This is a genomic window from Nonomuraea deserti (genome assembly GCF_004348685.1).
GTDB classification, from domain to species: domain Bacteria; phylum Actinomycetota; class Actinomycetes; order Streptosporangiales; family Streptosporangiaceae; genus Nonomuraea; species Nonomuraea deserti.
Genome location: NZ_SMKO01000335.1, coordinates 1 through 5,004, shown reverse-complemented (window position 1 = coordinate 5,004; position 5,004 = coordinate 1). Strand labels below are relative to the sequence as shown.

5 protein-coding genes are annotated in these 5,004 nt (G+C 67.5%); 1 reads left to right on the top strand and 4 read right to left on the bottom strand.

Annotated elements, in window-relative coordinates; all coding sequences use genetic code 11:
• Nucleotides 1-167 precede the first annotated feature (167 nt).
• The 4 genes from E1292_RS49370 to E1292_RS49355 are packed head-to-tail and all read right to left on the bottom strand — an operon-like array spanning nucleotide 168 to nucleotide 3,394.
• Nucleotides 168-1,037, bottom strand: coding sequence for an amino acid ABC transporter permease (locus E1292_RS49370; protein WP_132606717.1), 870 nt, complete (start codon nucleotides 1,035-1,037; stop codon nucleotides 168-170).
• Nucleotides 1,034-1,702 carry an amino acid ABC transporter permease gene (locus tag E1292_RS49365; protein WP_132606716.1) on the bottom strand — a complete coding sequence of 223 codons (669 nt, stop codon included), beginning with the start codon at nucleotides 1,700-1,702 and terminating at the stop codon, nucleotides 1,034-1,036. Before E1292_RS49365 ends, E1292_RS49370 begins: the two co-directional genes overlap by 4 nt.
• Before the next feature lie 58 nt (nucleotides 1,703-1,760).
• Nucleotides 1,761-2,621, bottom strand: a complete 861-nt coding sequence (locus tag E1292_RS49360) for a glutamate ABC transporter substrate-binding protein (RefSeq protein ID WP_132606715.1) — start codon at nucleotides 2,619-2,621, stop codon at nucleotides 1,761-1,763.
• A gap of 17 nt (nucleotides 2,622-2,638) precedes the next feature.
• The gene (locus E1292_RS49355) at nucleotides 2,639-3,394 is read right to left on the bottom strand and encodes an amino acid ABC transporter ATP-binding protein (RefSeq protein ID WP_132606714.1); all 756 of its coding nucleotides are present in this window, start codon (nucleotides 3,392-3,394) and stop codon (nucleotides 2,639-2,641) included.
• Between the two features lie 138 nt (nucleotides 3,395-3,532).
• Between E1292_RS49355 and miaB the strand changes: the two genes are divergently transcribed.
• On the top strand, nucleotides 3,533-5,004 hold a 1,472-nt coding region (gene miaB, locus E1292_RS49350; protein ID WP_220447453.1), incomplete at its 3' end, for a tRNA (N6-isopentenyl adenosine(37)-C2)-methylthiotransferase MiaB.

Here is a 5,004-nt window from a genome sequence, read left to right as displayed (position 1 = left end):
CTGCGAGCGCCGCCCCACGCATGGTCACCCCGATCATCTCCTGTAAGGAGGAGCTTGTCGGCTGAATAACGCGCGCAGGCCGGTCTTTCAACGCCTCCAACGGAGAAGTGGGACTTTCTTGGGGATTCAGGGGTGTACGGGCGGCCGCGTTCGCCGCCCGTACACCGTCAGGCGGCGCCTTCGCCCATGCCCGCGACGGCCGGCGTGACCGGCTTGGCCGCGGTCTTGCGGCTGCGCCTGCTCCGCCCCTCCAGCCAGGTGGCCAGGTAGCTCAGGGCCATGTTGAGCGCGACGTAGATGATGCCGATGACGATCGCCGCCGGGATCAACGAGCCGAAGAACCGGGCAGGAAGGATCTTGAACCCGGTGTTGAGCAGGTCGACGTAGGCGATGATGTAGCCGAGCGCGGTGTCCTTCAGCAGCACCACGAGCTGGCTGACGATCGCCGGCATCATCGCCGTGACGGCCTGCGGCAGCAGCACCAGCCGCATCACCTGGTTCTTCCGCATGCCCACCGCGTAGGCGGCCTCCGACTGCCCCTTGGGCACGGCCTGCACGCCGGCCCTGACGACCTCGGCGAGCACCGAGCCGTTGTAGAGCATCAGGCCGACGACCACCGCCATGAACGCGTAGTCGCCGCCGCCCATCAGCACCGGGGCCAGGTAGAAGATGAAGAAGATCAGCAGCAGCAGGGGGATGGCCCTGAAGACCTCCACCACCACGCCGGCCGGGACCCTGATCCAGGTATGGTCCGACAGCCGGGCCAGGCCGAAGATCGCGCCGAAGGCGAGCGCGAGCACCGCGGCCACCGCCGCCGCCCGCAAGGTGCCGATCAGACCCGGGATGATGTAGAACTCCCACGTCTCCCACTGCAGGAACGGCTGCCAGATCTTGCCTTCCCACTGGCCCTTGGCGTCGAAGCCTTTGTAGATGCCGTAGACGACCGCCGCGACGGCGACGACGCTGACCAGCGTGAGCAGGTGGTTACGCACCCGCCCGCGCGGCCCGGGAGCGTCGAACAGGACAGAAGTGCTCATCGGACCACCGCCAGGCGCCGCGACAACCAGCCGGTGAAGAACCCGATCGGCATGGTCAGCACCATGAAGGCGACGACGATGCCGAGAAAGATGGGAATCGACGCGCCGGTCTGGTCGAACGTCTCTTTCATCACGGCGGCCGCATCGGCGAGGAACCCGCCGGCGGTGGCGACCGTGGTGTTCTTGATCATGGCGATGATCACGCTGCCCAGCGGGGCGACCACGGCGCGGAACGCCTGCGGCAGGATGATCATCGTCAGGGACTGGCTGAACGTCAGGCCGATCGCCCTGGCCGCCTCGGCCTGCCCCATCGGCACCGTGTTGACGCCCGAGCGCAGCGCCTCGCACACGAAGGCCGCCGTGTAGAGCGACAGGCCCATCGCGACGAGCCAGAACGAGTTGGACCGCGGCTCGTCGGAGAAGACCAGGCCGAGCTGGTCGCTCAGGCCCAGCGCGGAGAACGCCAGCACCAGTGTCAGGGGGGTGTTCCGGACAACGTTGACGTAGATCGTGCCCGCCGCGCGCAGGACCGGCGTGGGGGAGACCCGCATCGCCACCAGGATCGTACCGATGATCAGGGAGGCGACCATGGCCACGAGCGCGAGCTTGACGTTCTCCAGGAACCCGAGCCCGAGGTCGGGGGCGTATGTGATTAGTTCGTCCATCGTGCTCCACCGCAAGGGCGACAGGCGGCCGGGGGGCCGGCCGCCGTCGCCGACGTGATCAGCTGCAGCCCTCGGCCGGCGGCGCGGCCTCGGACACCTTCAGGCCCTGGATGCCGCCGAACCACTTGTCCAGCAGCTGCTTCATGGTGCCGTTGTCCCACAACTTCTTCACCGCGGTGTTGACGGCCTCGCATGTCTTCGTGTCGCCCTTCTTCAGGCCGACGCCGTACTTCTCGTCGGTGAAGCCCTGGCCCAGCACCTTGAAGTTGCCGCCTGCCTGCTTGGCGAAGCCCGCCAGGATCAGGTCGTCGGTCGTGACGGCGTCGAGGTTGCTGCCGGTCAGCTTCTGCACGCACTCCGAGTAGTTGGCCGCGTCGACGGTCGTGGCGTCGATGTTGAGCTCGCCGTCCGGTGGCCCCTCGGTGATGCGCTTGTAGGAGTTGGAGCCGGCGGCCTTGCAGATCTTCTTGCCCTTGAGGTCCTGCGGGCTGTTGATCGAGGTGTCGTCCTTGCGGACCATGACGTCCTGATGGGCGATCACGTAGGGGCCGCCGAAGGTGACCTTGCCCTTGCGCTCCTCGGTGATGGAATAGGTGGCGACGACCATGTCGACCGTGCCGTTCTGGAGGAACGGCTCACGGTTGGACGAGGCCGACTCCTTCCATTCGATCTCGACCTCCTTGCCGCCGGCCAGCTCCTTCACCAGGGCCTTGGCCACGTCAACGTCGAAACCCTCGGGCTCGGCGCCCATCTTCAGGCCCAGGCTCGGCTGGTCCCACTTGGTGCCGACCACGATCGTGTTGGCGCCCTGGACCTTCTCCAGCACGGTGGCGTACGTCTGCTCGCCGCCACCACAAGCCGTCAGGCCGGCGGCCAGAGCCGCCACCGAGAGCACCGCTCCCGTTCGACGCATATGCATGTGTACCTGCCTCAATCTCAGTGCGTGAGGATCTTCGAAAGGAAGTCGCGCGCCCGGTCGGTCTGCGCGTTGGTGAAGAACTCGTCGGGGGTGTTCTCCTCGACGATCTGCCCGTCTGCCATGAACACCACGCGGTTGGCGGCGCGGCGGGCGAAACCCATCTCGTGCGTGACGACCACCATGGTCATCCCGTCGCGGGCCAGCCCGACCATGACATCGAGCACTTCCTGCACCATCTCGGGGTCCAGTGCCGAGGTCGGCTCGTCGAACAGGATCATCTTCGGGTCCATGGCCAGCGCCCTGGCGATGGCGACCCGCTGCTGCTGGCCACCCGACAGCTGGGCTGGATATTTGTCCGCCTGTGCTGCGATGCCTACCCGGTCGAGAAGCTCCATCGCACGCTTGTTGGCCGTGTCGCGCGCGATGCCGCGCACCTTGATCGGGCCGAGCGTGACGTTCTCCCGGATGGTCTTGTGAGCGAACAGATTGAACGACTGGAAGACCATGCCGACGTCGGAACGCAGCCTCGCCAGCGCCTTGCCCTCCTCGGGCAGCACCTGGCCGTCGAATATGATCTGCCCGTCACTGATCGTCTCCAGCCGGTTGATCGCGCGGCAGAGCGTGGACTTCCCGCCGCCCGACGGGCCGATGACGACCAGAACCTCGCCACGAGAGACGGTCAAGTTGATGTTCTTCAGGACATGCAGCGTCCCGAAGTGCTTGTTGACGTTCTCCAACCGAACCAGTGGAGCGCCGTCGCCGTTCTCCGTCATGGACCAAAACGGTAGAGGGCATTAAGACGCTGGTCACTAACCGGGTGGTACCGATCCGATCACAGCGTGCCGTCAAGCTGGTCTTTTAGATCGGTACGGGCCGTCTCAAGCCTGACAACGACTACGCTGGAAAGCGCCATGACTGTGACCCAGGAGAGCGCCCGCACCTACGAAGTGCGCACATATGGGTGCCAGATGAACGTCCACGACTCCGAACGGCTCTCCGGCCTGCTGGAGGATGCCGGCTACGTGCCCGCCCCCGACGGCGAGACCGCCGACGTGGTCGTGTTCAACACGTGTGCCGTGCGGGAAAACGCCGACAACCGCCTTTACGGCAACCTCGGCCACCTGCGGCCCGCCAAGGTGAGCAACCCGCGCATGCAGATCGCCGTGGGCGGCTGCCTCGCCCAGAAGGACCAGGGCGAGATCGTCCGCAAGGCGCCATGGGTCGACGTGGTCTTCGGCACCCACAACATCGGCTCGCTGCCCGTGCTGCTGGAGCGCGCCCGCATCGAGGGCGAGGCGCAGGTCGAGCTGAAGGAGTCGCTCGAGGTCTTCCCCTCGACGCTGCCCACCAAGCGCGAGTCCGCCTACGCCGCCTGGGTCGCCGTCTCGGTCGGCTGCAACAACACCTGCACGTTCTGCATCGTCCCGTCCCTGCGCGGCAAGGAGAAGGACCGCCGGCCGGGCGAGGTCCTGGCCGAGGTCCAGACGCTGGTGCAGCAGGGCGTCCTCGAGGTCACGCTGCTGGGCCAGAACGTCAACACCTACGGCGTGGAGTTCGGCGACCGGCTGGCCTTCGGCAAGCTGCTGCGCTCGTGCGGCTCCATCGAGGGCCTGGAGCGGGTCCGCTTCACCTCGCCCCACCCCGCCGCGTTCACCGACGACGTGATCGCCGCCATGGCCGAGACGCCCAACGTCATGCACCAGTTGCACATGCCGCTGCAGTCGGGCTCCGACCGGGTGCTGCGCGCGATGCGCCGCTCCTACCGCGCCGAGCGCTACCTCGGCATCATCGAACGCGTGCGCGCCGCCATGCCGGACGCGGCCATCTCGACCGACATCATCGTCGGCTTCCCCGGCGAGACCGAGGAAGACTTCCAGGCCACGCTCGACGTCGTGAGGCAGAGCCGCTTCGCCAACGCCTTCACCTTCCAATACTCCATCCGTCCCGGCACGCCGGCGGCCACCATGGACGACCAGATCCCCAAGGAGGTCGTCCAGGAGCGCTACGAGCGGCTGGTGGCCCTCCAGGAGGAGATCTCGTGGGAGGAGAACAAGAAGCAGGTGGGGCGGACGCTCGAGGTGCTGGTCGCCGAGGGCGAGGGGCGCAAGGACGACGCCACCCGCCGGCTGTCCGGCCGCGCACCCGACAACCGGCTCGTGCACTTCGCCGCGGGCTCGGAAGCTCCCCGGCCGGGTGACATGGTGACGGTCGAGGTGACGTACGCGGCCCCGCACCACCTGGTGGCGGACGGGCCCGTACACGAGGTCAGGCGGACGCGGGCGGGCGACGCCTGGGAGTCCCGCCAGGCCGGTCCTTCCACGGGCCCGGGGGTGCTGCTCGGCATGCCCACCGTCGGCCGCCCCGCTCCCACCCCCGCCCCCGT

What these genes read in the sequence shown, in the direction of transcription:
- E1292_RS49370 (WP_132606717.1), bottom strand. Translation starts at nt 1,037, where the DNA reads ATGAGCACTTCTGTCCTGTTCGACGCTCCCGGGCCGCGCGGGCGGGTG.
- E1292_RS49365 (WP_132606716.1), bottom strand. Translation starts at nt 1,702, where the DNA reads ATGGACGAACTAATCACATACGCCCCCGACCTCGGGCTCGGGTTCCTG.
- E1292_RS49360 (WP_132606715.1), bottom strand. Translation starts at nt 2,621, where the DNA reads ATGCATATGCGTCGAACGGGAGCGGTGCTCTCGGTGGCGGCTCTGGCC.
- E1292_RS49355 (WP_132606714.1), bottom strand. Translation starts at nt 3,394, where the DNA reads ATGACGGAGAACGGCGACGGCGCTCCACTGGTTCGGTTGGAGAACGTC.